This is a genomic window from Flavobacterium sp. M31R6 (assembly GCF_013284035.1).
Classification (GTDB): Bacteria; Bacteroidota; Bacteroidia; order Flavobacteriales; family Flavobacteriaceae; genus Flavobacterium.
Window position 1 is genome coordinate 557,144 of the sequence record NZ_CP054141.1, and the last position, 26,256, is coordinate 583,399.

At 34.9% G+C, this 26,256-nt stretch carries 23 protein-coding genes; 9 read left to right on the plus strand and 14 right to left on the minus strand.

The window, feature by feature from the left end:
• Window positions 1-19: 19 nt before the first annotated feature.
• From HQN62_RS02330 to HQN62_RS02345, 4 genes are all read right to left on the minus strand, one after another.
• A complete protein-coding gene (locus HQN62_RS02330) occupies window positions 20-874 on the minus strand; it encodes a tetratricopeptide repeat protein (RefSeq protein WP_173503170.1) in 855 nt (284 codons plus the stop codon).
• A gap of 271 nt (window positions 875-1,145) precedes the next feature.
• Window positions 1,146-4,064 carry an FAD-binding and (Fe-S)-binding domain-containing protein gene (locus HQN62_RS02335; protein WP_173503171.1) on the minus strand — a complete coding sequence of 973 codons (2,919 nt, stop codon included), beginning with the start codon at window positions 4,062-4,064 and terminating at the stop codon, window positions 1,146-1,148.
• Window positions 4,065-4,392: 328 nt separating this feature from the next.
• Complete coding sequence (serA, locus tag HQN62_RS02340; protein ID WP_173503172.1) at window positions 4,393-6,288, minus strand: phosphoglycerate dehydrogenase; 1,896 nt, start codon at window positions 6,286-6,288, stop codon at window positions 4,393-4,395.
• Window positions 6,289-6,616: 328 nt separating this feature from the next.
• A complete protein-coding gene (locus HQN62_RS02345; RefSeq protein ID WP_173503173.1) occupies window positions 6,617-7,426 on the minus strand; it encodes a DUF1338 domain-containing protein in 810 nt (269 codons plus the stop codon).
• A 189-nt stretch (window positions 7,427-7,615) separates the two neighbouring features.
• Here HQN62_RS02345 and HQN62_RS02350 point away from each other — a divergent pair, with 189 nt between their 5' ends.
• Window positions 7,616-8,089 (plus strand): Lrp/AsnC family transcriptional regulator, encoded by a 474-nt coding sequence (locus tag HQN62_RS02350; protein WP_116796579.1) that lies wholly within the window; start codon window positions 7,616-7,618, stop codon window positions 8,087-8,089.
• Window positions 8,090-8,173: 84 nt separating this feature from the next.
• Here the strand turns inward: HQN62_RS02350 and HQN62_RS02355 are convergent, their stop codons facing one another.
• The gene (locus HQN62_RS02355; protein ID WP_173503174.1) at window positions 8,174-8,635 is read right to left on the minus strand and encodes a hypothetical protein; all 462 of its coding nucleotides are present in this window, start codon (window positions 8,633-8,635) and stop codon (window positions 8,174-8,176) included.
• A 61-nt stretch (window positions 8,636-8,696) separates the two neighbouring features.
• Entirely contained in the window at window positions 8,697-9,671 is a 975-nt protein-coding gene (gene trpS, locus HQN62_RS02360; protein WP_173503175.1) for a tryptophan--tRNA ligase, read from the minus strand.
• 103 nt (window positions 9,672-9,774) lie between these two features.
• Between trpS and HQN62_RS02365 the strand changes: the two genes are divergently transcribed.
• On the plus strand, window positions 9,775-10,542 hold the full coding sequence (locus HQN62_RS02365; RefSeq protein WP_116798431.1) for a lysophospholipid acyltransferase family protein: 768 nt from the start codon (window positions 9,775-9,777) through the stop codon (window positions 10,540-10,542).
• A 35-nt stretch (window positions 10,543-10,577) separates the two neighbouring features.
• Here HQN62_RS02365 and recA read toward each other — a convergent pair whose 3' ends face one another.
• From recA to HQN62_RS02405, 8 genes are all read right to left on the minus strand, one after another.
• The gene (gene recA, locus HQN62_RS02370) at window positions 10,578-11,597 is read right to left on the minus strand and encodes a recombinase RecA (protein WP_116796576.1); all 1,020 of its coding nucleotides are present in this window, start codon (window positions 11,595-11,597) and stop codon (window positions 10,578-10,580) included.
• A 384-nt stretch (window positions 11,598-11,981) separates the two neighbouring features.
• Window positions 11,982-13,646 (minus strand): hypothetical protein, encoded by a 1,665-nt coding sequence (locus HQN62_RS02375; protein ID WP_173503176.1) that lies wholly within the window; start codon window positions 13,644-13,646, stop codon window positions 11,982-11,984.
• 24 nt (window positions 13,647-13,670) lie between these two features.
• Window positions 13,671-14,453: an enoyl-CoA hydratase/isomerase family protein gene (locus tag HQN62_RS02380; RefSeq protein WP_173503177.1), complete on the minus strand. Its 783-nt coding sequence runs from the start codon at window positions 14,451-14,453 to the stop codon at window positions 13,671-13,673.
• Between the two features lie 10 nt (window positions 14,454-14,463).
• Window positions 14,464-15,879, minus strand: coding sequence for a sensor histidine kinase (locus HQN62_RS02385; protein WP_173503178.1), 1,416 nt, complete (start codon window positions 15,877-15,879; stop codon window positions 14,464-14,466).
• Window positions 15,880-15,938: 59 nt separating this feature from the next.
• Window positions 15,939-16,493, minus strand: coding sequence for a CopD family protein (locus HQN62_RS02390; RefSeq protein ID WP_173503179.1), 555 nt, complete (start codon window positions 16,491-16,493; stop codon window positions 15,939-15,941).
• A complete protein-coding gene (locus HQN62_RS02395; RefSeq protein ID WP_116796572.1) occupies window positions 16,480-17,835 on the minus strand; it encodes an MATE family efflux transporter in 1,356 nt (451 codons plus the stop codon). Before HQN62_RS02395 ends, HQN62_RS02390 begins: the two co-directional genes overlap by 14 nt.
• Before the next feature lie 151 nt (window positions 17,836-17,986).
• Entirely contained in the window at window positions 17,987-19,003 is a 1,017-nt protein-coding gene (gene hemH, locus HQN62_RS02400; protein ID WP_173503180.1) for a ferrochelatase, read from the minus strand.
• A 125-nt stretch (window positions 19,004-19,128) separates the two neighbouring features.
• Window positions 19,129-20,001: an AraC family transcriptional regulator gene (locus HQN62_RS02405; RefSeq protein WP_173503181.1), complete on the minus strand. Its 873-nt coding sequence runs from the start codon at window positions 19,999-20,001 to the stop codon at window positions 19,129-19,131.
• A gap of 228 nt (window positions 20,002-20,229) precedes the next feature.
• On the opposite strand from HQN62_RS02405, the gene hemA reads away from it, so the two are divergent.
• The 7 genes from hemA to HQN62_RS02440 all read left to right on the plus strand — a co-directional run bounded on the left by hemA (window position 20,230) and on the right by HQN62_RS02440 (window position 26,254).
• A complete protein-coding gene (gene hemA / locus HQN62_RS02410) occupies window positions 20,230-21,483 on the plus strand; it encodes a glutamyl-tRNA reductase (RefSeq protein WP_173503182.1) in 1,254 nt (417 codons plus the stop codon).
• A 165-nt stretch (window positions 21,484-21,648) separates the two neighbouring features.
• A complete protein-coding gene (locus HQN62_RS02415; protein WP_173503183.1) occupies window positions 21,649-22,053 on the plus strand; it encodes a GxxExxY protein in 405 nt (134 codons plus the stop codon).
• Window positions 22,054-22,188: 135 nt separating this feature from the next.
• A complete protein-coding gene (gene hemC, locus HQN62_RS02420; RefSeq protein ID WP_173503184.1) occupies window positions 22,189-23,115 on the plus strand; it encodes a hydroxymethylbilane synthase in 927 nt (308 codons plus the stop codon).
• 142 nt (window positions 23,116-23,257) lie between these two features.
• Entirely contained in the window at window positions 23,258-23,920 is a 663-nt protein-coding gene (locus HQN62_RS02425; RefSeq protein WP_173503185.1) for a uroporphyrinogen-III synthase, read from the plus strand.
• A gap of 114 nt (window positions 23,921-24,034) precedes the next feature.
• Complete coding sequence (gene hemE / locus HQN62_RS02430; RefSeq protein ID WP_173503186.1) at window positions 24,035-25,060, plus strand: uroporphyrinogen decarboxylase; 1,026 nt, start codon at window positions 24,035-24,037, stop codon at window positions 25,058-25,060.
• Window positions 25,061-25,194: 134 nt separating this feature from the next.
• Complete coding sequence (locus HQN62_RS02435; protein ID WP_173503187.1) at window positions 25,195-25,746, plus strand: hypothetical protein; 552 nt, start codon at window positions 25,195-25,197, stop codon at window positions 25,744-25,746.
• 127 nt (window positions 25,747-25,873) lie between these two features.
• Window positions 25,874-26,254, plus strand: coding sequence for a hypothetical protein (locus HQN62_RS02440; protein ID WP_173503188.1), 381 nt, complete (start codon window positions 25,874-25,876; stop codon window positions 26,252-26,254).
• Window positions 26,255-26,256: the final 2 nt, after the last annotated feature.

Sequence of the window (26,256 nt, forward strand, 5' to 3'; positions counted from 1 at the left end):
ATTTATAATTATACTATTATCAGTTTTTTTTCATTTCATTATTCATATCAATTTTCATTTGTTCTACTATTTTTTTTATTTGTTCATTGGAAGACATCACATTTTCTGTTTGGGCTAACCACTTATCAAAGTTCTTTTTATCAATTTTATAAAAATAGCCTTGTAAAATATAAAAGGCATTTTCAGCAACATATGTTTTATCGGGGCAAACTTCCAACGAATTTCTGTAGCGATCGATAGCTGCATCTAACTGATGAGTATTTACCAATGCATAAATATATTCTTTATTAATGAAGGCATCTGTAGGATTTACAACTAGCGCTTTTTTTAGTACTTCAATAGCTTTTTTATATTGTTGCAAGCGATTATAAGAGTAGGCTAATTGGACAGACAATCCTTCATATTCGCTATTGATTTTAGATGCTTTTTCTAATAACTCCATTGCTTTTTGATATTCTCCCCAAGCATTATAGATAGAACCCCAGCTGTACAATTGTTCAATTGAGCCTTCTTTAAATTTATTTAAGCTTTGCGAATTAGGATCTTTTCTTATTTTTAATTGCTCGAAATTTGCTTCAGGTATTATAGCAATAAGGGTTTTACTTGGATATAAAGGGACTTTTATCGAAGAGTTCTCCTCATTTGGATATGCTTTAATCTTTCCTGTAGGATCAATTTTTAAATTACCTCTATACTCAAATGTAAGACCTGCTCGTGAATCCACGAAAATGAAACCATATTTATATAATCCACCATATTCCTCTGGAAATGCAACCCATTTATTTTCACAATCAAGTATTGTTTTGTCAAATGTTAACTGCGCAGATGATGTAATGCTAATCAGTAAAAATAAGGTGAAAAGAAGGATCTTCATGATGTAGTTTTTTTATCTGATTATAGTAAAATGGTATTATATACTTTGTTCTCACAGGGCTTTAGTTGTTTGGTAAATATAAACGATTTATACATAAAATTTATTTTGAAAGGAACCTAATAAAAAGTTGTTTGTGATTGCATGTTTTGATAGTATCAAAATATATTTAATATGATTTTAAAAAGATAATTAGGTTTAATCGGAAGCCAAAAAAAAGCAGATGTCCAAAAACATCTGCAATCTTAATTCGTTAATAATAAATCTAAAATCTTCATTTTAAAGCCTTAAAAAGTATCTCAACAGGATGAAATGCTTTTCGGCTTGTTCCATCGCTTATTTGGTGTCTGCAGCTCGTTCCCGAGGCAGAAATCAACGTGGCCTGTTCTTCTGAACGGATCGTTGGGAATAAAACCAATTCTCCTATTTTCATCGAAATGTCATAATGTTCTTTTTCATATCCAAAAGATCCCGCCATACCGCAACATCCGCTTGGGATATTGAGTACCGTATAGTTTTTTGGTAGCATCAAGATTTTCTTTAGAGGTACCAATGAAGACAAGGCTTTTTGGAAACAGTGACCGTGCATACGAACTCTTTCGGTGTTTTCCGTGAAAGAATCTGATGTGATTCGTCCTTCGTCTAATTCTTTGGCCAAAAATTCTTCGATAAGCATGGCTCTGCTCGAGAATGCTTTTGCTTTTTCTTTAAAATCGCCACGACATAAATCTGGATATTCATCACGGAATGATAATATGGCTGAAGGCTCAATTCCAATCAAAATGGCGTTTTCAGGCATTTCTTTGGCGAATGCCTGAGTGTTTTTTTCTGCCAATTCTCTGGCTTCTTTCAGCATTCCTTTCGAAAGATAGGTTCTTCCGCTGATACCGATTTCAGGAACCACTACTTCATAACCCAAACGGTTAAAAAGCTTTACGGCTGTTTGACCAATTTCGACATCATAGAAATTCAGGAATTCATCATTATACAAATAGACTTTCCCCTGAATGAAATTCCCTGTTTGTCTGTAGCTTTTGATCCACTTGGCAAAGGTAATTTTGTGCATTAATGGCAACGATCTTTCGGTTGCAAAACCGGTTGAACGTTTCATAAGATTTCCTATGATTCCTTTGGAACCAAAATTATACAACCATGGCAATGAAGCAAACAATTGATTGATTTTTGGTGTGTTACCAATTAATTTCGAACGGAATTTTACTCCGTTTTTATCATGGTATTGTTGTAAAGTTTCCGCTTTCAATTTAGCCATATCCACATTCGAAGGACATTCGGATTTACATCCTTTACAGCTCAAACATAAATCAAGAACTTCAAGTAAACCTTCATCGTCAAACTTATTTTCTTTGGTAGAATTGGTGATGGTTTCTCTCAATATGTTGGCTCTGGCGCGAGTGGTGTGTTTTTCATCACGTGTTGCCATATAACTTGGGCACATTGTACCACCGCTTTTTTCTGTTTTTCTACAGTCTCCCGATCCGTTGCACATCTCGGCAGCACGCACGATACCGTTGTGCTCGGAGAAATCAAAATAGGTTTCCGGCATTGGAGTATCTTGACCTGGGGTATATCTCAGGCTAGTGTCCATTGGAGGCGTATTTACCACTTTCCCTGGATTAAAAATGCCCCAAGGATCCCAAGTATTTTTCACTTGGATAAACATTTGGTAGATTTCTTCTCCCAACATCAGCGGAATAAATTCACCACGAAGTCTTCCGTCTCCGTGTTCCCCGCTTAAGGAACCTTTGTATTTTTTAACCAAATGGGCAATGTCAGTAGCGATAGTTCTGAAAAGTGCCGCTCCTTCTTTGGTTTTTAGGTCAATGATAGGGCGAAGGTGCAATTCTCCTGTCGCTGCGTGGGCATAATGCACACAACTTAGATTTCGCTCTTTTAAAATAGCATTAAAATCTTCGATAAAATCAGGTAAATCATTTACGTCAACGGCTGTATCTTCAATAACGGCAACCGCTTTGGCATCGCCAGGAATATTAGACAATAATCCCAATCCGGCTTTTCTCAAATTCCAAACCTTATTGGTGTCTTCGCCCCAAACAATTGGGAAGTGGTAACCAAGGTTTTTGGAACGCATCAGCTCTTCCATTTCTTGGGCGATTTGAATAATTTCTTCTTTCGAGTCCCTTAAAAATTCAACGACCAAAATTGCCTGTGGATCGCCTTCCACAAAGAATCTATTTTTGCTTTGCTCGATATTTTCTTTGGTACATTCAAGGATATAATGGTCGATTAACTCAACACTGTCCGGCTTGAATTTCAAGGCTTCCAAGTTGGCTTTCAACGATTCGTTGATGCTATTGTGGTGTACGCAGACCAAACCAGCGAAAGGTTTTAGTGCATCAACCAAATTCAGTTTAATCGCAGTCGAAAAGAACAAAGTCCCTTCGGAACCGGCGATTAATTTACAAAAATTAAATTTTTCGGTCGGATCGCCAAAAGGCTGACTATCTGCCAATAAATCCAATGCATAACCCGTATTTCTTCTCGGAATTGATTTTTTAGGATAATTTTCGTCGAATAAAGCTCTGTTAGCCGGAGATGACAATAATTCTTTGGTTTGAACATAAATAGCTTGTTCCAATGGGCTAACGACATTTACTCCGTTGCATTTGTCTTCAAACTCGGCATTGGTCAAAGCACCAAAAGTAACTTCATTTCCATCTGCCAAGAAACCTTTGATTTCAAGTAAATGCTCACGAGTGGAACCATAAATCACGGATCTTGCGCCACAGGCATTGTTACCCACCATTCCGCCAATCATACAACGGTTACTGGTCGAGGTTTCCGGGCCAAAGAATAATTTATAGGATTTTAAATGTAAATTCAGTTCGTCACGAATCACTCCAGGTTCTACCCAAGCCGATTTTTCAACGGGATCAACCGAAAGTATTTTGGTAAATTCCTGTGAAATATCAACCACGATTCCATTCCCGACAACCTGTCCAGCAAGAGAAGTTCCAGCTGCACGAGGAATTACGCTGCTTTTGTTTTCTCTGGCAAAAGCAATGATTTTTTGAATATCTTCTTTAGTTTTTGGAATGGCCACTGCCAACGGCATTTCTTTGTAAGCACTTGCATCAGTGGCATAAAGTGTACGCATGGTGTGGTCGTACAATAATTTTCCATCTAATTGCTTTTCAAGACTTTCAAGGTTCATTTTATTTATGATTGAGGATTAACGATTTTTGATTAACGATTTTTGATTTTGTTGAGACGAATCACTAAATTCTAAAAAAAACAGCATTTATTTTTTACCATATAAGTCATATAAGCTTTTTGATATCTAGTTAAATTAGTAATTAAAAAAGTTCATATAATTTAAAAATGGTTTTCAACATTTTTTCTTAAATGAACTTTGATTTTTCTTAATTCTGTTTTAAATAAAAACTTATATGACTTATATGGTTAATAATTTGTTTGATAAAAATGCCACTATTTGTAGAATTAACAGTTACGAATAAAACGTTAATCAGTAATCTAAAATCTTAATATAGAATTCTATATCGAATGGTATTTGGAATCTTTTTCAGTTTTTTCTCCAAATCTTTATTGTGGAAATTATCAATATCAGTAATTACATAACCCAAAGTTTCGTTGGTTTTCAAATATTGTCCCAAAATATTGTTATCATACTCCAAAAGAATATTATTGATTTGTGCCAAAATACCTTTCACGTTTTCGTGGATATGCATGATACGGTGCGCACTTTGAAGTTCAGGAAGCTGAATTTCAGGAAGGTTAACGCTTCCGTAAGTCGTACCTGTATTGATGTAATTAATGATTTTGTTGGCAACATAATGTCCAATATCTTCTTGTGCTTCTTCTGTACTTCCACCAATATGCGGAGTCAATATCACATTTGACAATCCTTGCAATTCGGACACAAATGGTTCGTCATTGTTTTTTGGTTCATAAGGGAAAACATCAACTGCAGCCCCGTGAATTTTTCCACTTTTCAAATTGGCTACCAATGCTTCAATATCAACAACGTGACCTCTGGAAAGGTTTAGAAAAACAACACCTGGCTTCATGTAATCAAAAGCGTCGGCATCGATTAAATTTTTATTGCTTGCGCGTCCGTCAACGTGTAAAGAAACAACATCTGAAAGGGACAATAATTCTTTCAAAGAAGAACATTTTTTGGCATTTCCAAGAGCCAATCTGTCAACGGCATCATAGAAAAACACTTTCATTCCTAATGCTTCGGCTACGATAGAAAGTTGTGATCCAATACTTCCGTATCCAACCAAACCTAGTTTTTTACCGCGGATTTCAACACTGTTTGTGGCCGATTTGTCCCAAACACCTTGGTGCATCAATTTGCTTTTTTCGAAAGTGTTACGAACCAACATGATAATTTGTCCCAATGCCAATTCCACAACTGATCTGGTGTTGCTGTATGGCGCATTGAAAACCGAAATCCCTTTCATGCTACAAGCGTTCAAATCGACTTGATTGGTTCCAATACAAAATGTTCCAACGGCGTGAAGTTTATTGGCATGTTCCAAAACCTTGGCCGTAACGTGAGTTTTTGAACGAATTCCAAGAATTGAAACGCCTTTTATTTTTTCGATCAATTCGTCTTCAGACAAAGATCCTTTGATAGTTTCAACATTATAGCCTTCGTGTTCAAAGATTTTAACCGCATCTTGGTGAACATTTTCCAATAACAAAACGTTAATTCTGTTTTTTGGATAAGAAACCGAAGCTTTATAAGACAGTTCATAAAGAATTTCGTCCAATGAAGGTGCTATTTGGCTGGCTTTTTCTACCACAATTTTACGACTTACATTTTCTGTAAAAGCAAAAAATTTAGATACTGCTCCACCTTCAAGAGTTTCATAATCGGTATAACCATCACCAATCATTATCGCTTCTCCTTTAAGGTTTAATGATTTGATTTTTTTTACTTTTCCTTGGTTTTCACACAATTCGTCTTTTTCGTCAAAACCAATTATTTTACCGTCATGGTCAAATTTGAAAGTATTGGCCAAAACATGCTCTGGCTTGATACCGTATTCCTGAACAATTGGGATAATAATTTCCTTAAAACCGTTTGAAATAATATAAATGTTTTCGGAATGTTGCTTAAAAAATGTTCTGTTTCTAATTACAGAAGCAGTTACTTTCTTTTTCAACTCTTCAATAACAGTCCCAATATGGTCTCTGTTGGCTTGCAATAACTGAATTCTTTTAGTCAAAGATTCTTTTAGGGACAATTTACCTTCCATTCCTAGGTCGGTTAATCGTTGAATTTCGCTTAATATTTGCTCACCAGCTGCACTATCTTGGTAAATTACTTCACATAACACATCTAGTGCTTCGACTTTAATAAAAGTACTGTCAAAATCGAATATAAATGTTTCCTGATTTTCTGTCATCTTTTTTGTGTTTGTCACAAATACAAATTATTTGTAAATTTTTTGCACAAAGATAAACCCTCGATTGTTATTCTGAAAATATATTGGTATAATACTAGCCCGTTTAACGATAATTGAGGTTATTGTTATAAATAGTCTTTTTGATTGTGTTTTGTTGCATTTAAACCTAGAAAATCAATTTTAAATTTTATTTTATTTATTTTGAAAAGTGTTTTTCATCAAGGGTTTTCGCAATAAGAGAGTGATATTTCTTAAAAAAGACAATAACTTGTCGTAATCCAATCCAAAAAACGGTGAATTTGACAAGTTATTGAATTGTTTTTAGCTTCTAATTTTGCAATTTCACATCTGTGCTTTCAAAAATTTTATCGGCTGATGAAGCCACAAATCCTTGGTATAAGTTTCCATCAGGCATAGCGTATCGCAAGGCAAATTCATAGTAGCAAGATGGAATTTCGATAGAACCTTCTTCAAAGGTAATTGTGTATAAATCTGCCAATGTACTGGATTGCTCCAAAAATTGTTCAGGTGTTCCTTTTATTTTTCCACCGGAAGCATTTAATTTCCAACCGTTTTCCTCCAAGAAATCGTTTAATTCTTCTAGTTTTTTAAAATGCTTAAGCGCATTTACACTAATCGTAAAATGATTGGCTCTAAAACCGTAGATATACATCCAAGCAGCGTATTCTGATTCTTCCAAGAGTGATTTGTATATCGCTTGTGAATCTGATTTCCAAAAAGTACTGTTCAAAGCCAATTGTGGGTGATTAAATTCATTCGGATCGCAATCGTCCAATAATTTTTTAACCGTGTTTTGTAACGATTCGGAACATTTTTCCAACTCTAATTCGGAGATAAAAATTCTCGGTGCATCTTTGTCTGTAGTATGTTCGTAATGTTTTGCAAATAACTTTTTAGATTCAAAAACATACTCTCCACGGGCTTCATATCCAACGTTTACGAAAATTTTTTCTAAAACAGAGATGTTGACTCTTTTGTCATTAAATGTTCTAATCGCAATATGATCATTTAGAATCGTTTCGCCTTTCTCTTCTAATAAAGTGTGTATTTTTTTTGCAGATGGGGTTATTTCAGCATATTGTTCCCATAGTTTCGAAAGCAGTTGATTTTTGTCCATTTCTGTCTGTGTTTTTAAATTGTAAGAATGACACAAAACTAAATAGAAATGTGTCGAACTAACATAATGTTGACTCGATTATTTATAAATAGACACATTTGAATAAAAATTATGTAATTTTGACATCAATAAGCATTGTTTCTGCTTTAGAATTGTCAATGTTATAGTTTTCAACCAAATAGTTAAGTGATGTCAAACTCCAAAAACAACGAAAATACTGATTATTTAGATCAAGAAATCATCAGAAAGCTGAGTGAGAACGGAAGAATTCCATATTCTGAATTAGCCAAAGAATTAAAAGTATCGAATTCTTTGGTGCATTTACGTGTAAAGAAATTACAGGAATCGGGTGTAATAGCCGGTTTTTCAGTAAAATTGAATGCGAAAGCAAATGGTTTTGAAACCATTACCTATACCGGAATCGCTACCAAAGAAGCTCGTTTCGCCTATTCAATAGCCGAGCAACTCAAATTGATTCCCGAGATTGTGGAATGCCATTGGGTTTCGGGGAAGTATGCTTTGTTTATCAAAATTGTGGCAGCCAATAACGAAGAGTTGCGCAAAATTATTTACGAACAAATTCACATTATCGAAGGAGTGGGAGGAACGGATTCCTTTATTTCTTTTGGTTCTGCTTTCGAGAAAAACTTGCCGATACAGTAAAGTTTATAAACACGAATTTCACTAATTAGCACGAATCTGTTCGTGTAAATTAGTGAAGTTCGAGTTTCCCTTAATCTTTTGATGCTAAAGAATCCTATTTTCTTCTTCTTTAAGCTCTTTTTTTTCAATTATAAAAAAGAGAAAAGTGCCTATTGTCAATGTAATAATACTCGCAACCCATAGAAAATAGCCCAATTGTAAAGATAAAATTTTTGCTTGTGAACCACTTTCAGATCCAAGTATTTCTGTCCAAAATGAAAAACTAATTGCTAATAGTAAAGCAATACAAATTAAAACAATTGCTTTTCGATCATTTCTTTGCAACATTATTATTGCAATTAGAGATAGGGGATTTGCAAACCATATGATTTGTTCTAATAAACCTCCGCCAAAAAAAGCGATACCTCCGGATAGTAAATAACTTATGGATGATGAATACAGGCATTCTCCATGGTAATATATTTTTACTGCATTTTGAGTTAATGAAATAAAGAACAATAGTAAGCTGATATTTATGGTTATACTCTTAATTCTTTCTGACTCCATTTTTTTGACTTTACGTTTTGGTAGTTAATAGTTTGGTTGTTATTTGAATTCAAGTTATTCTTTAAACCTCAAACCCTAATTTCTCTCTTACTCTCGCCAAAACACCATTAGCAACAATACTAGCTTTTACTGCCCCTTTTTTCAATAAGGCATCTACCTCTGGAAGATTATTGATGTAATAGTTGTATTTTTCTCTTTCGGTTTTGAATTTTCCCAAAATCAATTCAAACAAAGCTTGTTTGGCGTGACCATATCCGTAATTACCCCCTAAATAGTTGGCTCTCATTGCTTCGATTTGACTTTCGTCTGCCAATAATCTATACAAAGCAAAACAGTTACAGGTATCTGGGTTTTTTGGAGCTTCAAGTGGGGTACTATCGGTTTCAATACTCATGATTTGTTTGCGCAAGGCTTTGTCATCCAAGAAAATATTGATAAAGTTATTGGCTGATTTACTCATTTTCCCACCGTTTGTTCCAGGAATAAGCATACTGTCTTCTTGGATCTTGGCTTCTGGAATTACAAATGTTTCTCCCATTTGGTGGTTGAAACGGGATGCCACATCACGGGTAATTTCCAAATGTTGCAATTGGTCTTTTCCAACGGGAACAAATTGAGCATCATATAATAAAATATCAGCAGCCATTAACATTGGATACGAAAACAATCCGGCATTTACATCTTCCAATCGATCTGATTTGTCTTTGAAAGAGTGTGCCAATGTCAAACGCTGAAAAGGGAAAAAGCAGCTCAAATACCAAGATAATTCCGCTGTTTGTGCGACATCCGACTGGCGGTAAAAAATCACTTTTTCAATATTCAAACCACAAGCCAACCATGCGGCTGCGGTACTATAAGTGTTGGCTCTTAATGTGTCGCCATCTTTTATTTGTGTAATTGAATGCAAATCGGCTATAAAAAGGAATGATTCGTTTTCCGGTTTATTTGACAGTTCGATTGCGGGTATAATCGCGCCCAATAGGTTTCCTAAATGCGGAGTTCCTGTGCTTTGAACGCCTGTAAGTATTTTTGCCATTTTTATTTATTTAAATCTCGTATGATTGTATGCTGATGTAATATTTGACCGCAAAGTTAATTCTTTTGCTAAATTTTCCGCAAGTTTCCTTACTTTTGACTTTATGAAAAGTGTAAAAAAGATATTTTGGGCCATTTGGCGGGTATGGTTTTATGTGGTTATGCTCATACCCATCCTGATTATGCTTCCTTTTTTGGTGGCTTCCATATTGACTGAAAGAGGTTATCCTTATTTCTTTAAAATGTCCCGTATTTGGGCCAAATGTGTACTTTTTGGTATGGGTTTCTACTATAAAATAGAGAAAGTCCAAAAATTAGATCGCAAGAAAAGTTATATGTTTGTGGCCAACCATACTTCCATGTCGGACATTATGTTAATGCTTGCTTCAGTGGACAATCCTTTTGTTTTTGTTGGGAAAATGTCGCTGGCCAAAATTCCACTGTTCGGTTTTTTCTATAAAAGAACTAGTATACTAGTTGATAGAAGCTGTTCCAAAAGCAGAATGGAGGTGTTTAATGAAGCTCAAAAAAGAATTGATAGAGGATTAAGTATCTGTATTTTTCCAGAAGGAGGCGTGCCACATGATGAGACTATCTTTTTGGATAATTTCAAAGATGGTGCTTTCCGTTTGGCGGTAGAGCACCATTTGCCTATTGTTCCTCTCGTTTTCCCGGACAATAAGAAGAGATTGTCGTACACATTCTATAGCGGTAGTCCAGGTCTAATGCGCGTTAAGATTTTACCTTTAGTTGAAACGGTTTCAGATAATGGAGAACCATTGGACAGAAAGGAAGTTCGCGAACATGTTCGAAACTTAATTTACAATGAATTATTGGCCTTCAAAAAGCTGGATGAGTCAAAAAATAAATAAATAAAAAAGACCGCAATTTGCGGTCTTTTTTGTTTTTATGCTTCGGCTAATTCCTTGATGTGACTTTTAATTTTCACTTCTAGTTCATCGGCCAATTCCGGATTGTCCTTGATTAATGTTTTAACGGCATCACGGCCTTGTCCTAGTTTGGTATCACCATAACTGAACCAAGAACCCGCTTTTTTGATAATTTCAAATTCTACGGCAAGGTCTAGTATCTCACCTGTTTTCGAGATTCCTTCACCATACATGATGTCAAATTCAGCTGTTTTAAATGGTGGTGCCACTTTGTTTTTAACCACTTTTACTTTAGTTCTGTTACCCAAAACGTTTTCACCGTCTTTAATTTGTGTAGAACGACGAATATCCAAACGTACCGAAGCGTAAAACTTCAAGGCATTACCACCTGTAGTGGTTTCTGGATTTCCAAACATAACCCCGATTTTCTCTCTCAACTGGTTGATGAAAAACACCGTACAATTCGTTTTACTGATCGTTCCCGTTAATTTTCTCAATGCTTGAGACATCAAACGAGCATGGAGACCCATTTTTGAATCTCCCATTTCACCTTCAATTTCGCTTTTAGGCGTCAATGCAGCAACCGAGTCAATAACCACAATGTCAATCGCTCCTGAACGAATCAGGTTTTCGGCAATTTCAAGTGCTTGCTCCCCGTTATCCGGTTGCGAAATGATTAGGTTTTCGATATCAACTCCTAATTTCTCAGCATAATTTCTATCAAAAGCATGCTCAGCATCAATAAAAGCAGCAATTCCTCCCGCTTTTTGAGCTTCTGCAATTGCATGAAGTGTCAAAGTCGTTTTACCAGACGATTCCGGCCCGTATATTTCTATAATTCTTCCTTTTGGATAACCACCAACTCCCAAAGCCAAATCGATTCCCAAAGATCCAGATGAAATCGTTTCCACTTCCTCTATGGCTTTGTCGCCCATTTTCATTACAGTTCCTTTTCCGTAGGTTTTGTCTAATTTGTCAAGTGTAAGCTGTAACGCTTTCAACTTAGCTTCTTTCTCTGAACTGCTTTTTTCTTTCATCTCTATTTCTTTTGTTTATTCGGTTTTCCTTTATTTTCTTCAAAATAAGGGATCGTTTTTATATAATTTTCGTAAAAATACTTCTTTTTTTCGAAGTAGCAAAAGTTGTTTTTTTTAATAAATAAGCACATTTTTATCATTTGGGTGTGCCACCATAAAGAAAAGGAGGCTTACTCATCATTGTGGTAATTCGCCTCCTTTTCTTTATGCTGTCGGGCTATACGCGCTACTTCGGTAGCTAGCTCCTATCCCTCACACAACTTGTATTGTGATTAGATCAAGCTGTTAAAACACAAATGCCTTTTAGATTTATGCGTAATTTCTAAGCAGAGGCAAAAAATTTAATAATTTAGGATACGAAACAATCACTGTTATACTTATACTTTACAAAGTTACTTTTAAGAGTTGCTTCGTGCTTCCTTTTTTTCCTAAGAAAAATACGGAGTTACCAATTGATATACCATTTGCAACCATAAATGGCACTTCATTTTCTTCATCGCCCAAGATTTTTTCATATTCAAAATCCCCGTCATCATTTATTCTGATAAGATTAAGATTGGATTTGTTTGAACCTTTAAATTCTATTCTATTATTTTTTAATTCTTTTACTTTTTCGCCTGCATTAGTAAAGTAATAAGGCCTATTGCCGACAATAGTAGCTGTGTAAGAAACATAACTTTTGTCTAATTCATGCTGAAAACCTTCCTTTTTATTAATATTTCTTGCCCAAACCAAATCGCCTTCGTTACTTAATTTTGCGGATACAATATCATCATAATGATAAAAATAAGCCTGATTGCCGCCGCCAACACCGTTCATGCCAAATGCCCCAATGTTTGAAGATGTTGAATATTCTTCCTGGGCATTAAATATCAAATCATTATTTTTAGTGAAAAAATAGTTTTTATAGGTTAGATATTTCAACTCTTTATTTTTTTCTTTACCATATTTATCAATCATAAATTGTTCTGAAAACGGATTGTATTTTGCCCCAAAAATTTCTAGAGAATTGGTGTCTAACTTAAAATAGCTAATTCCTTTATATTTATAATCATTAATTTCAGAATAAAATCCAATGCAAATAAGCTGATTATTATGAAAAATAGATTTTAAAGAGCCAATAAAATTTTCTTTGGTATCAATTAATTGAGATTTTTGAGCATCAGGACCAATTTTTGTTACTTCAAATAAATATTTTCCACCCTCCTTTTTTTTCTGTTGGATGTCATTGTAAGATTTTCCTAATAAATAAATATAACTTCCATTTGGGTCGACTTGAATGTTTTGAAAAGCATATTTTATATCTTTGATTTCTCTTGAGAATTCAGTTTCTATTTTTTTATTTAATTTATAGTCAAACAAATACAATTTTAAATATTCTCCTTTTCTACCATTATAATCTATTGCAATTGCAAAAGCATTATTTGATTCATTCACTGTCATTACAATTTCTGACTTGGCTTTTTCTGAAAGATTTACCTTATTACTGATTGTGAAAAAATTTTCTGATTCTTCGTCAAATTTGCCTGAATTATCATTTGTCCATATTTTATGCATCCGATTATAAAATGTTGACTCCAAAGTAAAATATCCAATTTTTTTTATTTCTTCATTTGTTATTCGAAATAATTCTTTTTTGGTTATTTTAAAATCTTCGTCAATACAATTTGACTGACATACATATACCTTTTGATTTAAATCATAGTACATTTCAATTATTTGAACTTCATTTTCGAATGAACAGATTCCCACAACAAGATTGAATTTCTGATAGTTAGGATGTTTCATTTCAAATTCAAATTTTTTGTTCTGTACTAAATTTGAATCATAATTTTCAATATAAAAACCTTCATTATTTGAAAAGCCTGAACTACTATAAGAACGAACAATTAGTACTCCTCCATTTTTGTTTTCTTTTGTAAAAACAATTGCAGAATTTTTGAATTCATCTTTAAAAAGTTCACTTTTTTGTATTTTAAAAGGTATATTTTGAGCAAAAGTTGAAAAGGAGATCAATACAGCTCCCAACACTAAAATTAATTTATTCATGTAGGTTATTAAAATGGTTTGATACTATTTCCCCGTAAAAACAGCTTTTCTTTTCTCCAAAAACGCTTTGGTTCCTTCGTTGAAATCTTCGGTTCCAAAACACTTTCCAAAGTTTTTGATTTCGGTTTCATAGCCATTTTTCCCTTCGGTAAAATTAGCATTGATGGCTTTTATGGCTCTTCCAATCGCAAAAGGAGAGTTTTTTATGATTTTTTGGGCAATTCCAGTGCAAAATTCTATTAATTCAGCTTGTGGAACTACGTGATTTACCAATCCATATTGTTTGGCTTCGTCGGCAGTAATCATTCCGGCGGTCATAATCATTTCCATTGCACGACCTTTGCCAACTAATTGCGGTAAACGCTGTGTTCCTCCATATCCTGGAATTACACCTAGAGAAACTTCTGGAAGTCCCATTTTGGCATTGTCTGAAGCTACTCTAAAATGACAGGCCATAGCCAATTCCAATCCGCCACCCAATGCAAATCCATTAACGGCTGCTATAACTGGAGTTTTTAGATTTTCAATAAAGTTAAAAAGCAATTCTTGCCCCTGGAAAGCCAATTGTGTTCCTTCTTCGATGGTGAAATGGGCAAATTCCGAAATGTCTGCACCAGCAACAAATGCTTTTTCACCACTACCCGTAAGTATGATAACCTGAATTTCTTTGTTTTTACCCAATACTTTTATGGCTTTGTGCAAATCATTGATCGTTTCAATATTCAAAGCATTTAGTTTGGTTGGTCTGTTGATAACAACGGTTGCGATGTTGTTTTCCAATGTAATTAAAAGATTGTCGTAGTTCATTGTGTTATAGTTATGAGTTAATGATTGGTAGGGTAACGGTAAAGATGGTACCTCTTCCAAATTTAGATTCAAAGGTAATTGTTCCGTTGTAGTTTTCGATAATGTTTTTTATAATTCCAAGACCTAAACCCATTCCGCTGTTTTTGGTAGTGAATTTGGGTTCAAAGATGTTGTCGATATGTTCAGGACTTATTCCGGTTCCATTGTCTTTTATAGTGATAATGACTTCTTTTTTTATTCTTTGGATGGTAACCAATATCATTTTGGTTTCTTGATCTTCCGGAATGGCCTGTATGGCATTTTTAACCAAATTCGTAATCACTCTAATGAGCTGCGTACGGTCAATTTTGGAAATAATATCTTTTTCGGAACATTCAAAAACAATAAAATCTTCATGAAAAATATCCAAGGTCAGTTCTACGACTTCAACTACATTCAGCATTTCATTTTGTTGGGCAGGCATCGAAGCAAAATCAGAAAAGGCAGATGCAACGGCACTCATCGTGTCTATTTGCTGAATTAAGGATTCAGAGAAATCGTTCAGTTTTTGTTTAATATTTGGGTCTTCCGGATGAAATTTTCGTTGAAAACTCTGAATAGTGAGTCGCATTGGCGTTAGTGGATTTTTGATTTCGTGAGCCACCTGCTTGGCCATTTCCCTCCAGGCCAAATCTCTTTCGTTTTGAGCTAGTTTTATGGCGTTTCTTTCGAGTTCTTCAATCATCCTGTTGTAGGCGTGCAATAGCATATTGATCTCTTTGATTTTGGCCGAAAAAGGTATTTTTTCATTCTTTTGGTTCAAACTGGTATCCCTTAATTTTTCGGCAAAATCATAGATAGGTTTGGTGATAAAGGAAGAAAGTAAATAAGCCAATCCAAAAGCCAAGGCAATCATAAGGGCATACACCTGTACCAAACTAACAAAGAAATTGTTTAATTTTTTTTCATAATAGCCATCGTCGGGAACATTGGGTAGTTTTAGGATTCCAATGGGTTTGAATTTTTTGTTTTTTATAAGGCTGTAAGAAGAACGATATTTTATACCATTAATGGTTTTGACTTCGACAAATCTTTTATCAATGGAAGCATTGACCAAGCGCAGTATGAATTTTGATATTATTGGGCTTTGTGTCACCACTGAAAATGATTCTTTGGAGGATTTCAATAGTTTTCCATCCAAGGAATATATTTGTATTTCAGCATTTTGAATATCGGATATTTCATGGATTTTATCCTTAAAGATTAATTTGATATTGTCATCTGTCAGTGGGTATGTAGTATTGGAAAGCATATAATTGATATGCTTTTTTACATAATATTCCATGCTTTCAATGCGCTTTTGATTGTATTCTTTGGCGACGCTTTTATATTGAAAGATGGAAATGGTTATGAGCAAAAGGGAGGTCGCAATGATCAATACAACCATTGAAAGAAAGATTCTGACACGTAATGAAATTATAGGAATCTTAAAATTTCTAAGCATAATTACGATTTATTTCGCTCCCTAATCCTTTTGTAAAATTTAAAACCCAACATAATAGTAATCGAAAATAAGAAAATACCAATTACGCCGTAAATCCAGTTCACCGCATTTTTTAATATGACCAAAAACACGACTGCGAATAAAATTATGGTGGCTACTTCGTTCCACAAACGCATGAAATTGGTAGTGTATTTTACTTCGTCTCTCTGCAATTGACTGAAAATTTGTTGGCATTTTAAATGATATAAATATAGCACAAAAACAAAGCCAAGTTTTACATGCATCCATGGCATTTGCAACCAGGCATTTCCCAAATCGGTAAAAAACAGCATCCAAAAAGCAAAAAAGCTAGCCAATACGGCGGATGGCCAAGTAATGATATACCACAATCGGTAAGCCATAATTTTATATTGTTTTTGAAGAATTTCCTTTTCGGGTGAAGGTTTATCGGCTGCTTCTATTTGGTAAACAAATAATCGAACGATATAGAATAAACCTGCGAACCAGGTGATGACAAAGATGAGGTGTAGGGATTTGAGGTAATTATAGTAATCCATCGGTTGCTGTTATGGGATTGATATTCATTTCTTTTTTGAGGAAATAGGCTGTTATTATGGTTGAAAGCACGTCGGCAATAGGAAATGCAATCCATACTCCAAAAATACCTAAAAAATGTGGTAATATAAGTACCAAAGGAATTAAGAAAAAACCTTGTTTGGTCAATGTCAAAAATAAAGCTTTCTTGGCTTTTCCTGCTGCTTGAAAGTAGGCTGCTCCAATAAGCTGAATGGCAATAATGGGTGAAGCAGCAAATACCCAGCGTAATGCGTTTGGGGTTTCGGCAATTACTTTTGGGTCATTTGTAAAAACGGTCACTATTGATTGAGCAAAGAATAAAATCATAACAAAAATAATAGTAGCCAGCAAAGCCGCATATTTGATCGAAATAACCACGCTTTCATGAACTCTTTTAGTGTTTTTAGCACCATAATTAAAACCTGCTATGGGTAAAAACCCTTGTGTAATTCCCAGAATAGGGAACAGGGCAAACATCAACATTCGACTTATAATTCCATAAACAGTTATAGAATGTTCGCCTCCGTAAATGTATAAAGTGTGATTCAATATAATGGCCAGTATGCTTACTACTCCCTGTCTCGAGAAAGTAACAAAACTCAATTTGGTGATTTCTTTTAAAATTGGAATCTGAAATTTTAGATGTTTTGTTTTCAGTTGTAGTTCACTTTTGGACACAAAAAACCAAAAGACAAACGCAAAACACATAAAGTAAGAAATGGAAGTTGCAAATGCGGCACCGAATACACCCAAGTTCATCAATTTGATAAAAATGATATCAAGGACAATATTTACAAATGCCGGAATTATCATGGCTACCATGGCAAACTTAGCTTTGCCTTCGGCACGAATAATGTTATTTCCCATCATACAGAGCGCCAAAAATGGGACACTAATGATGATGGGTATAAAGAATTCTCTTGCGGGTTCCATAATCGCTCCTTTGGCGCCAAAAAGCAACAACATCTGTTCGCTAAAAATCAATCCCAAAATAGAAAATAGCATCGACAATAAAAATGTCAACATAATCTGATTACCAAAAGTATGCTTGGCTTTCTCCTTGTCGTTGGAACCTAAAGCTCTTGACAGGACAGAACCTCCGCCCACGCCAATTGCCATTCCTAATGACGAAATCAGAAACGTTATGGGTAAAACAACGGTGAGCGCAGCAATGGCTAGTGAACCAATCCACTGTCCCACAAATATGGTATCGATAAGGATGTTAACCGACATGAATAAGATACCAATAGAAGAAGGAACCGCTTGTTTAATCAAGAGTTTCTTTATGTCTTGCGTTCCTAATTCTTCGGAGGTTACGGCCATTTGAATTTATGATGTTAGACTGCTGATTTATGATTTTAGATTGCTCCGATTTTGATGTTTTTTTGATTATGTTGATTTTGAATTGGTAAAAGTTTTTAGGCTGTTACGGAAATCAGCAATCACAAATCGTTAATCATAAATCAGCAATCAACTATACTTTTGCCCACTCGTTAATCCAATTGCTTACCGTAGCGCACCATTCGTCGCTATCATTCAAGCAGGGAATAGCCAAGAAATTTTCGCCTCCGTGTTCTTTGAATTGGTGATTGGCTTCCATGGCGATTTCTTCGAGAGTCTCTAAACAATCCGAAACAAAAGCGGGTGTTACCACAGCTAGATTCTTAATTCCTTTCTCAGGCATTTTGTTTATTTCAACATCGGTATATGGTGTTAACCACTTGTCACCAGCCAGTCGAGACTGAAAAGTCTGGCTGTATTTGTCTTCAGGAATTCCTAGTGCGGCTACAACCAGCTTTGTCACTTCATAACATTGATGGCGGTAACAAAATTCATGTGCAGGCGAAGGCGTGTTGCAGCAAGTACCATCAATTTTGCAATGTGATTTGGTTATATCTGTTTTGCGAATGTGGCGTTCCGGGATACCATGGTAAGAGAATAATAAATGGTCGTATTCAAAGTTCTCTAGGCTTTTTTTGATAGAATCAGCTAAGTTTTTGATGTAGTCGGGCTTGTTGTAAAAAGCAGGAACGATGGTAAATTTCATTTCTGGAAAATGTTTTTTACGCAATTCTTCAGCTAAAACTAATATTGTGGTTGTAGAGGCCATCGCGTGCTGCGGATACAATGGGAAAAGCATTACTTCGGTAACACCTTTGTCGTGCAATTCTTGAAGACCTGCCAACATTGAAGGATTTCCGTAACGCATCGCCAAAGCAACAGGAACATCAACTTGTGGCTTTACTTTTTCGTGCATTCTTTTAGAAATGACTACTAATGGTGAGCCTTCGTCAGTCCATATTTTTGCGTAAGCGGCAGCCGATTTTTCGGGTCTGTTTCTAAGGATTATGCCACGTACCAATAAAGCTCTCAACAAATACGGAACGTCAATCACGTATTTGTCCATTAAAAATTCATCTAAATAAGGTTTTACATCTTTGGGAGTTGGACTTTCTGGTGAACCTAAATTGACTAATAATACGCCTTTCATTTGTTAAATTTTTTTGATGTTCCAAAAGTAGCTAATCATACTTTTGAATAAATTGGAGTTAACTATTTTTTAATTATTGTTGAATATGTAAATTTGATATTCTATTCAATTAATTTGAAATATCCTTAAAGATTCGAATTAATAGACATCAAATATTTCTTTGGGGTAGTGGCAAATTTCTTTTTGAAAGCCGCTATAAAATGACTTCCGGTGCTGTAACCAATTTTTAACCCCACTTCATTGACATTGTAGGAGCCACTGTCCAGCAATTGACGTGCATAATCCATTTTGTAATCAAAAAGGTAGCCATAAACAGTATCGCCATAAATTTGCTTGAAACCCATTTTGAGTTTCTTTAAAGTCAAACCTATTTCGTCTGCCAATTCTTGCAATCCTGGAGGTTCGGCCATATTGGCAATGATGATTTCTTTGGCTTTTTTAATTTTATAGACATTTTCTTCATCAATCAAAAACGGACATTGTTCGGCATTTGGGTCTTCAGAACGGTTGAAATATAAACTTAACAGCTCATATCCTTTGCCTTTGTAATATAAATTCTTGATCGAAGGATTTAAATTATAATGAAACAATTGACTCAAAACAATCGCCATTGATGGACTGATGTCTCCTTCTTTATAATATTTTTTGTCTTTATTCTCGTCGCTCAGAAATGGAATGTGTCCTGCATCATTAGAAAATAATCGGTGAAATTTTTGAATCGAAATTAAAATCGAAATTACCCAAGTATTAGGTGCCAATTCCAAATTGAGGGGTAATTCTTTTTGTGGATTGTAGAACAAATAGGATTTCTCCTCGTTCAAATCCAATATATAACTCCCTTGATTAAAGTTGAATTTTGCCTTCCCCTTCAATCCGAAATGAAATTGAATCAAGTCATTACTCACTTCGTGTTTGGCTTGAAAAGTTTCTAAACTATCATTTTGAAACCGAATTAATGTAAAATCTTCTTCGATTGTTATAATTTCTTGTGAACCCATAGCGATATTTTTTGAATAAAAAAATGACTTTTTCCGAAAGCTTTTATTTAGAATCGCTCTAAATAAATCGAAATTCGAGCCTTGATAGTGCCACAAAAATAACAGTTTTTATTATAAAACAACGAATTAAATCCAAAAAAGCATGCAGCGACACAAAAAGAACTTTTAGCGTTACTTTTATCGAAACCTTAGTAATATTTTTGTAGCACTTTAAGTTAAAGTGTATATATGGAAAATCATAACGTTTCGAAGCATCACTATTTTTACTCTGTTGGTCTTAGCTACAAAAAAGCCGATGCCGAGATAAGAGGTAAATTTAGTTTAGACACTTTATCTAAAACACGTTTGCTCGAACAAGCCAAAACGGAAGGCATCCAAAGTTTATTTGTGACTTCGACCTGTAATAGAACTGAAATCTACGGCTATGCCGAACATCCTTTTCAATTGATAAAATTACTTTGTGAGAACAGCAACGGTACCGTTGAAGATTTTCAAAAAGTCGCTTATGTTTATAAAAACCAAGAAGCTATTTCGCATTTATTCCGGGTAGGAACAGGTTTGGACAGCCAAATTCTGGGCGATTTTGAAATCATCAGTCAAATTCGCAATGGTTTTGCCGAAGCCAAAGCAATGGGTTTAGCCAATGCTTTTATGGAACGATTGGTGAATGCGGTAATACAATCCAGCAAAAAAATCAAAAATGAGACCGAAATCAGTTCAGGAGCCACTTCAGTGTCTTTTGCATCGGTTCAATACATTATCAAGAACGTTCCAGATATTGGAAACAAGAATATTTTACTTTTCGGGACAGGGAAAATCGGAAGAAATACCTGTGAGAATTTAGTAAAACACACCAAAAACGAACACATCACTTTAATCAACAGAACCAAAGACAAAGCCGAGAAATTGGCAGGAAAGTTGAACCTGATTGTTAAGGATTACTCGGAACTGCATATTGAACTGCAAAAAGCGGATGTGGTGGTGGTTGCTACGGGCGCCCAAAACCCTACTATCGACAAAGCTATTTTGAATTTGAAAAAGCCGATGTTGATTTTGGATTTATCAATTCCTAAAAATGTCAATGAAAACGTCAAAGACCTTGAAGGAGTTACTTTGATTCATATGGATCATTTGTCACAAATGACCGACGAAACTTTGGAAAACAGAAAAGCCCATATCCCAGCAGCAGAGGCTATTATTGAAGAAATAAAGGAGGAATTTATCGCCTGGACCAAAGTAAGAAAGTTTGCGCCAACCATAAATGCCTTGAAAGAGAAGTTGAATACGATTAAAAATTCGGAATTGGATTTTCAAAGCAAAAAGATGTCCAACTTCAACGAAGAGCAAGCCGAAATCATCAGTTCCAGAATCATTCAAAAAATTACGACCCATTTTGCCAACCATCTTAAAAATGAAGACACAATGGTAGATGAGAGCATCGATTGGATCGAAAAAGTTTTTCAAATAGAAACTACAAAATAAAATTTAACCATTAAGATATTAAGTTAATTAAGCTTTGACGATAAAAAATGGAACCATTAAGAGATTAAGAAAAATTAAGTTTTGAATTTATAAAAGCAACCTTAATTAACTTAATATCTTAATGGTGAAAAAAATCTTAAGTGGTAAAAAAACAAAAAAAGTTCTATGACAAAAAAAGAGGTTACACAATTAGCTTATGAAATTACAGGTTTCGCGATAAAAGTGCATAAAGCTTTAGGACCAGGACTTTTAGAAAGCATTTATGAGCAATGTCTTAAATATGAATTAGAACAAAACGGATACGATGTTAAACAACAATTAGTTGTTAAAATAGATTATTATGACCTTGAATTAGAATCTGATCTAAGAATTGATTTACTGGTAAATGATTGTGTAGTAGTTGAGTTAAAAGCAATAGAAAGCCTTTTGCCAATTCATGAAGCACAATTGCTAACTTACATGAAATTACTGCAAAGACCTCAAGGTTTATTAATTAATTTTAACACTTTAAACATAACAAAATCAATGAAACCACTTGTAAATGATTATTTTGCAAGATTAATAGATTAAACATAAACATTGCCGTAAAGAAATTGAACCATTAAGAGATTAAGAAAATTAAGTTAAACGTTTTAAAACTTAATTAACTTACATTCAACACAAAGCTTAATGTTCCTTAATATCTTAATGGTAAAAAAACTAAAAATGGCAGAAAAAACAATACGTATTGGAACCCGTGATAGCGAACTCGCGTTATGGCAAGCCCACACGGTAGAAAAAAAGCTAAACGATTTAGGCTATAAAACCGAAATCATTGCCGTAAAATCACAAGGAGATATCATTCTTGATAAACCGCTTTACGAACTGGGAATCACCGGTATTTTTACCAAAACGCTTGACATTGCTATGATAAATGGCCAAGTGGATATTGCTGTGCATTCGATGAAAGACGTCCCAACCGCTTTACCGATTGGCATCGTTCAAGGTGCGGTTCTCGAAAGAGCCAATACTTTGGACATTTTGGTTCACAAAGGAAATCTTGATTTTTTAGAAGGAAAAGGAACTATCGCCACAGGAAGCTTACGCCGTCAAGCCCAATGGTGGAATAAATATCCGAATCACAACGTAGTCGATTTGCGCGGAAACGTAAATACTAGAATGCAAAAACTACAGGAAAACGATTGGAACGGAGCCGTTTTTGCCGCTGCAGGATTGGAGCGCATTAACCTGAAACCAGAAAATTATATCAATCTCGATTGGATGATTCCTGCGCCTGCACAAGGAGCAATGGTTGTTGTGGCAATGGCGAACGATGATTTTTCTCGAGATGCCGTTGCGCAGCTCAACGATATCGAAACCGAAGTGTGTACTCATATCGAAAGACAATTTCTAAAAACCCTCGAAGGCGGTTGCACGGCACCTATTGGCGCTTTGGCAAAATACAATGAAATTGAAGATACCATCCATTTTAACGGAGTGCTGTTTTCGATTGACGGTCAACAAAAAATCGAAGTCAACAAAATCGTTCCTATCGAAGAATGGAAAAAGCTGGGTTATAACTCGGCTCAAGAAATCTTCGCAAACGGCGGAACTCAATTGATGGCAACAATAAAAGAAAGCTTAAAAAAATAAGGAGCGAAAGATTGGGGCATTTTTGCTAAGATGGGTTCCCGCTTTCCGTTGCAATCCTCGCTAAAAAAGCTCGGGATTTCCACTGCAATCGGGGCTAAAAGAGAAAGAATAGGCTTTTTCAGAATGATTCAAAAAACAAAAAATGAGTAAAACAGTTATATTATCTACCAAAACGCTGTCGGATATTCAGCGACGAGAACTTCTAAATGCTGGTTTTGAAGTGTTCGAAGAGGATTTCATTTCGACTAAGAAGCAAGAATTCGAACTTAATGCCATCAACGACAATTTGATTTTTACCAGTCAAAATGCGGCACAGAGTGTTTTAGAAAATTCGGATGTTGAGAATTTGAAAACCAAAAATGTTTTTTGCGTTGGACTAAAAACGAAAATTCTATTATCTGAAGCTGGGTTCAATGTGGTTGCTTACACGGGTTATGCTGCCGATTTAGCCGAGATAATCGCTTTGATTTATAGTCAAGAAAGCTACACTTTCTTTAGTGGAAATCTGCGTAAAGAAACACTGCCAAAAGCGTTGAAAGAAGCTGGGATAAAATTCAATGAGATTCAGGTTTATGAAACGCTATTGACTCCGATAAAGATTAAGGAGAAAATCGATGCAATTTTGTTTTTCAGTCCTTCTGCTGTTGAAAGTTACTTGAAAGACAATGTTATAAAGAAAGAAAACTGCTTTTGCATAGGCGAAACTACCGCAGAGGCATTAGATAAAATAACAAAAAACATTATCGTCGCAGATCAGCCCAGCGTTGAAGATGTGATTGAGGATGTAATAGCTGAGTATAAATAAGCATATATTCCTGCAAGGTTTTTTTCAAACCTTGTAGGTATGATTTGAAAAGTAAAATTAAATAATGTATACCTACAAGGTTTGAAAAAAACCTTGCAGGATAAAAAAAACAAAATGATAAAGAACGACCTATTTTTAAAAGCTTTAAAAGGAGAAACAGTACAACGCCCGCCAGTTTGGATGATGCGTCAAGCCGGAAGATATTTACCGGAATTTAGAGCTTTGCGTGACAAATACGATTTTTTCACCCGTTGCGAAACTCCGGAATTAGCTGCAGAAATTACCGTTCAGCCTATCCGCAGAATTGCTCCAGATGCCGCTATTTTATTTTCGGATATTTTGGTAGTGCCAAGAGCAATGGGAATTCACGTAGAATTGAAAGACAATTTGGGGCCAATTATCCCTAACCCAATTCGTACAATGGAACAAGTAAACCAAGTTTATGTTCCGGATGTAAATGAAACTTTAGGTTATGTTTTTGATGCCATAAAATTGACCAAAGAAATGCTGAATGATGAGGTGCCCTTAATTGGTTTCGCAGGTTCGCCTTGGACAATTTTCTGTTACGCTGTTGAAGGAAAAGGTTCTAAAAGTTTTGATACTGCCAAAGGTTTTTGTTTCTCAAACCCAGTAGCAGCACACACTTTATTGCAAAAAATCACCGACACCACTATTTTATACTTAAAAGAAAAAGTAAAAGCGGGAGTCAACGCTGTTCAAATTTTTGACTCTTGGGGAGGAATGCTTTCACCAGTAGATTACCAAGAATTCTCTTGGAATTACATTAACCAAATTGTTGATGCTTTGGCTGAGGTTACTCCAGTTATTGTTTTCGGAAAAGGATGTTGGTTTGCTTTAGGTGAAATGGGGAAAAGTAAAGCTTCTGCACTTGGAGTAGATTGGACTTGTACTCCAAGAAATGCTAGATACCTTTCAGGTGGAAATATTACATTACAAGGAAATTTTGACCCTTCAAGATTGCTTTCGCCAATTCCGACTATCAAGAAAATGGTTCACGAAATGATTGACGAATTCGGAAAAGACAAATACATCGTGAACTTAGGACACGGAATTTTACCAAACATTCCCGTAGATCACGCCAAAGCATTTATTGATGCGGTGAAGGAATACGGGAACTAATATGTTTTCTCGCTTTACAATATATCTCCTGCAAGGTTTTTTTCAAACCTTGTAGGTATGTTTGAAAACGTCGCCCAAAAAGCAATACCTACAAGGTTTGAAAAAAACCTTGCAGGATTATTTAGATAAAAGATATGAAATTAGAAGTTTTAGAAAAAGATGGTTATTATCATATTTATAACAGAGGTATAAATGGGTGTTTAATTTTCCAAAATGACGAAAACAAAAGCTTCTTTTTAAAACAACTTTCAAAATATTTAGTTGATAAAATCTCAATATTTGGATATTGTTTAATGGATAATCATTTTCATTTGGTTGTTCAATTAAATGAAGAAGAAAAAGTAGTAACGCAGGCATTTTCTAATTTTTTTAATTCCTATGTAAAAGCTTTTAATAAAGATATTGATAGGACAGGAAGTCTTTTTGAAAAACATTTCAAGAGAATAAAGCTCAATGATGAAGAGTATTTGAAACAATTGATACTGTATGTCCATTTGAATCCAAAGCATCATTTAGATTTAAAATTTGACAATTATAAGTATTCATCTTATCAAGCTTTTGTTTCAAATAAGGACACAAAAATTGAGAGAGAAGAGGTCTTAAGATTATTTGGAGGTCTTGAAAATTTTATTTTTTGTCATAATCAAAGAAATGATTTTCTAACTGAAAAATTTACATTTGAGTAAAGCGGGGGAGGGTTTCTCCTGCAAGGTTTTTTTCCAAACCTTGTAGGTATGTTTGAGAATGTCGCCCAAAAGTAATACCTACAAGGTTTGGAAAAAAAACTTGCAGGATGATCAAAATATATAGACTATGCTAAATAAAGGCTTAAGAGACCAGGAAAGTATTCGGATTGACAACGTGCTCAAAAAGCTGATGTCATTGGTTTATGTGCCTAAGTTTTGGAATTTAGAAGACCTCCTTTTCTTAGAAAATGAACTAAAAGACTTGGCGATGAATGTCGAAAGTCTTAATGAATTTAGTGAAGAAGAATTGATAGTTCACTTACAGCGCCTTCATTTAGATTGGAGTCAGTTGGAGTTATTCGCTGATTTTTTGGTTGTTTTTTCCAAAGAAGGTCAGTTTGATTTTTCACAAAAAGCCATTGCCGTTTACAATTATATCCAACAGGAAAGCAAGACATTTTCGTTCGGTATTTTTAACAAAATAACTGCCGCGAAGGCCAATTTATAATG